This is a genomic window from Ideonella sp. P3_A4 (genome assembly GCF_056403075.1).
Window position 1 is genome coordinate 1 of record NZ_JBFUGE010000682.1, and the last position, 3,008, is coordinate 3,008.

At 67.9% G+C, this 3,008-nt stretch carries 3 protein-coding genes and 1 pseudogene; all 4 read left to right on the top strand.

Annotated features, from left to right (window positions below; genetic code table 11):
- Nucleotides 1-211 (top strand): annotated as a pseudogene (locus tag AC1DYI_RS31080) (ABC transporter ATP-binding protein); the annotation flags it as partial.
- Complete coding sequence (locus AC1DYI_RS31085) at nt 208-1,344, top strand: ABC transporter permease (RefSeq protein ID WP_477207974.1); 1,137 nt, start codon at nt 208-210, stop codon at nt 1,342-1,344. The pseudogene AC1DYI_RS31080 and the gene AC1DYI_RS31085, both read left to right, overlap by 4 nt.
- Nucleotides 1,345-1,404: 60 nt before the next feature.
- A complete protein-coding gene (locus AC1DYI_RS31090; protein ID WP_477207975.1) occupies nt 1,405-1,935 on the top strand; it encodes an ECF-type sigma factor in 531 nt (176 codons plus the stop codon).
- Between the two features lie 61 nt (nt 1,936-1,996).
- On the top strand, nt 1,997-3,008 hold a 1,012-nt coding region (locus tag AC1DYI_RS31095), incomplete at its 3' end, for a serine/threonine-protein kinase (RefSeq protein WP_477207976.1).

Sequence of the window (3,008 nt, forward strand, 5' to 3'; positions counted from 1 at the left end):
GCTGAAGCATGCGCCCGGTGTGCTGAGCGTTGCAGCTTTCGGCGGCGCCGTGCACGTCGCGGGCCAGGACGCTGCCCAGATCGAAACAGCAATCGCCCCGTTCCGCGATCGGCCCGAGCTGCGCTGGACGCGCACCGACGCAAACCTCGAAGACGTGTTCATCAGCCTGATCGGCCAGGCCCCTGACAACTTCGCGGTGGCCAAGAAATGAGTGCCCGTTTCTCGTGGGCCCGCACGCTGGCGATCTTCTTGAAAGAGTTCCAGCAGATGCTGCGTGACCGGCCGACCTTCGGCATGGCGGTTGGCGTGCCCATCCTGCAGCTGGTGCTGTTCGGCTACGCGATCAACACCGACCCAAAGGGCCTGCCGACCGCGCTGGTCAGCATGGACACAGGGCCGCAGGCGCGTGAGCTGGTGGCCACACTGCAGAACACCGGCTACTTCCGCATCAGCGCGCAGGCCACGAGCGAAGCAGAGGGTGAAGAGCTGCTGGAGCGCGGCGAGGTGCAGTTCCTGATCGCGATCCCGCCGGACTTTTCGCGCCGGCTGGTGCGCGGCGAACGGCCGGCACTGCTGGTCAGYGTCGACGCGACCGACCCCTCGGCCTCGGGCAATGCGCTGGCCGCGTTGGCAGCGCTCGCCCCACGCGCCCTTCCGACCTCTCTCAATGGCCCGCTCGCCAAGCTGGCGCCGAAAGAGGCCCCGTTCGACCTGCGCGTGCACCGCCGCTTCAACCCCGAGGGCCTGTCGCGCTACAACATCGTGCCGGGACTGATCGGCACCATCCTGACCATGACGATGGTGATGCTGACAGGGCTGGCGATGACGCGCGAGCGCGAGCGCGGCACGATGGAAAACCTGCTCGCCACGCCGGTGCGGCCGGTCGAGGTGATGCTGGGCAAGATCCTGCCCTACGTCGTGATCGGCTACATCCAGCTCGGTGTGATCCTCGGCGCCGCGGCGCTGCTGTTCGAGATACCGATGGTGGGCAGCCTGACCTTGCTGATTGCAATGATCGGCGTCTTCATGCTGGCCAACCTGGGCGTGGGCTTCACGTTTTCGACGCTGGCGAAAAACCAGCTGCAGGCGCTGCAGATGACGTTTTTCTTCTTCCTGCCGTCGATCCTGCTGTCGGGTTTCATGTTCCCGTTCCGTGGCATGCCGGGCTGGGCCCAGGGCATTGGCGAGGCGCTGCCGCTGACGCATTTCCTGCGCATCGTGCGCGGCATCCTGCTCAAGGGCAACAGCGCGGTCGAGTTGCTGCCGGAGCTGTGGCCGATGCTGGCCTTCCTGGCCGTGGCCGGCGCTGTCGCCTTGAAGCGGTACCGGCAAACCCTCGATTGACGGGCCCTGGGGCCAAACCGGACGCATTTCGTCACACCGCGCTGGCATACTCGCCGCGAGATGTTGGACCCCAATGCCCCTGCCCCGGACACCGCCGACGAGTTGTTCCGGACGATGTACCAGGACCTGCGCCGCCTGGCCAGTTCTCGCCTGCGCCGCAGCGAGAACATCACGATGCTCGACACCACTGCACTGGTGCACGAGTCGTACATGCGCTTCCAGCACCAGAGCGATCTGGGCGGCATGTCGCAAGGCCAGTTCCTCGCCTATGCGGCGCGGGTGATGCGCTTCGTCGTGATCGACTTCGTGCGCCAGCGCCACGCCGAGCGCCGCGGCGGYGACCATCTGCACGTGACGCTGAACACCGAGGTCGCCGAGTCGGTGTCGGTCAAAGATGACGACGTGATCCGCATCCACGACGCGATCGAAGAGCTGGCCCAGGTCGACGACCGGCTGGCCCGCATCGTCGAGATGCGCTGCTTTGCCGGGCTGGACGAGATGGCCATTGCGCAGGCGCTGGGCATCACCGACCGCACCGTGCGGCGCGACTGGCAAAAAGCCAGGCTGCTGCTGAAGGCCGTGCTGCAGTGAGGGGCGCGCCGGCACCCGCTGCCAGGCGCCAATCGAATTTGAAGTTTTTCGGAGTTTGCTGGTGACCCTGGCCCGCGTTGAACTCGCCCGCTTGTCCGAGTTGCTGGACCAGGCGCTGGATCTGCCGCGCGGCGAGCGTGCCGCCTGGCTGGCTGGCCTGGGCGAGGCCGATGCCGCGCTGCGCCCGCAGCTGGAGTCGATGCTGGCCGACGCCGAAGAAGAGACCACCGGCGGTGCCACCGCGGGCATGGGCTTGCTGGGCGTGCTGGACGCCCTGCCCGGCCTGGCCGGCGTGGCCGCCGAGGCGAAGATGGCCGAAGCCGAGCCCGGGCTGCGCCAGATCGGCCCCTACTGCCTGCTGCGCCCGCTGGGCCACGGTGGCATGGGCACGGTGTGGCTGGCCGAGCGGGTCGACGGTGCCCTGCAGCGTGCCGTGGCGCTGAAGCTGCCGCACACCTCGTCGCTGCAGCAACCCGGCCTGGCGCTGCGTTTCGATCGCGAACGCGACATCCTCGCGGCACTCGAACACCCGCACATCGCCCGCCTGTACGACGCTGGCGCCACCGAATCCGGCCAACCCTACCTCGCGCTGGAGTACGTCGAAGGCCAGCCGATCACCACCTACTGCGACCAGAAGAACTTGCCGCTGCGCGCGCGGGTCGACCTGTTCCTGCAGGTGCTGGAGGCGATCCAGTACGCCCATGCGCGGCTGGTGGTGCACCGCGACCTGAAGCCGTCGAACATCTTCGTCACCAACGATGGCCAGGTGCGGCTGTTGGACTTCGGCATTGCGACGCTGCTGGACGAAGGCGACACGCCGCGCACGCACRCCGCCACCGAGTGGGCCCATGCGCCGATGACGCCGGATTACGCGTCGCCGGAGCAGATTGCGCACCAGCCGATCGGCACCGCGTCGGATGTCTATTCGCTGGGCGTCGTGTTCTACGAGCTGGTCACCGGCCAGCGGCCCTACCGGCTGCCGCGTGACACCCGCGGCGCGCTGGAAGACGCGATCCTCGGCGTCGACCCGACCAAGCCCAGCCGCATGCCGACCACCGAGACCGCCGCTGCGC